The sequence below is a fragment of the Sinomicrobium soli genome, from assembly GCF_003285545.1.
Taxonomy (GTDB): domain Bacteria; phylum Bacteroidota; class Bacteroidia; order Flavobacteriales; family Flavobacteriaceae; genus Sinomicrobium.
Genome location: NZ_QLNV01000041.1, coordinates 1 through 1,314 on the forward strand (window position 1 = coordinate 1; position 1,314 = coordinate 1,314).

The window sequence follows — 1,314 nt, forward strand, 5'->3', positions numbered from 1 at the left end:
TCACTAATGGGTACTAAAAATTAAACTAAGTTCTTTGAAACTCTTTGTATATCGCGATTGGGGAGTTTTTTGATAGCGTGACGATTTGAAATGGATTTATGGAATTTTGTTTCTTCAAAATTTCATAAACATGAACCAAGGCAAGTATATTTTTGCTCAGCTCACCGATTTTCTTCCCCGGCGGGTATTTGATCGTATCGTTCAGCAGCATAATGGCAACAAATACGTTAGATCATTTACCTGTTGGAACCAAATGCTCTGTATGGTTTTTGGTCAACTAACAGCCAGAGACAGTATGCGGGATTTGATGCTCAGCTTGGAGGCCCATCGATCTAAGTATTATCATTTAGGCTTGGGCAGGTCTGTTTCCAGACGTAACCTTGGTAAGGCCAACGAAAAACGTAGCTGCAAAATCTTTGAGGAGTTTGCTTATGTGCTGATTGAACAAGCCCGCAAAAATCATTATCACAATGATTTTGAACTGGAAGTTCAAGGTCATGTATATGCCTTGGATTCCACCACTATTGATCTTTGTCTTAGTGTGTTTTGGTGGGCCGAGTTCAGAAAATCCAAAGCCGGTATAAAGTTGCATACGCTATACGATGTAAAGACCTGTGTTCCGAGTTTTTTGCACATCTCCAATGCCAGCCTACATGACGTCAGGGTCTTGGACATGATCCCACTTTGAATCCGGAAGTTTTTATGTACTGGACAAGGCTTATATCGACTTTGAGCGCTTACATAAGATACACGCCCAGGATGCCTATTTTGTGACCCGAGCCAAGAACAATATCCGTTTTAGGCGGATGTATTCTAACGTGGCAGACAAGGCCAATGGGATAAAATGCGACCAGATAGGTAAACTGGAAGGGTATTATTCCCTAAAAGGCTTCCCGGATAAATTACGGCGAATCAAATACCTGGACCAAGAAAGCCAAAAGGAGTTTATATTTCTGACCAATAATATGGACCTGAAAGCGACTGAAATAGCCCTTTTATACAAAAATCGTTGGCAGGTGGAACTCTTTTTCAAGTGGATCAAACAGCACTTAAAAATAAAGACCTTTTGGGGTACGACCATCAACGCGGTCAAAACCCAGGTATATTGTGCCATTATCGCTTATTGTTTGGTCGTCATCATAGCAAACACGCTAAAAATAGAGCGGAGAATCTACGAAATATTACAGATTCTTAGCATATCGTTACTGGATAAAACCCCTGTAAGAGAGGTACTTACTGATTGCGATTACAAGAATATCAAAGAACTAAAAAATAATCAATTGAAAATCAATGGGTTTTAAGTGCCCACTAATG

Annotated in this window: 1 protein-coding gene and 1 pseudogene; both read left to right on the forward strand. The window is 40.1% G+C overall.

Features of this window, described 5'->3' with window-relative positions:
- Nucleotides 1–130 precede the first annotated feature (130 nt).
- Nucleotides 131–688 carry a DUF4372 domain-containing protein gene (locus tag DN748_RS19280; protein WP_201741527.1) on the forward strand — a complete coding sequence of 186 codons (558 nt, stop codon included), beginning with the start codon at nucleotides 131–133 and terminating at the stop codon, nucleotides 686–688.
- Nucleotides 689–704: 16 nt separating this feature from the next.
- Nucleotides 705–1,301: pseudogene (locus tag DN748_RS19285) on the forward strand (IS4 family transposase); the annotation flags it as partial.
- Nucleotides 1,302–1,314: the final 13 nt, after the last annotated feature.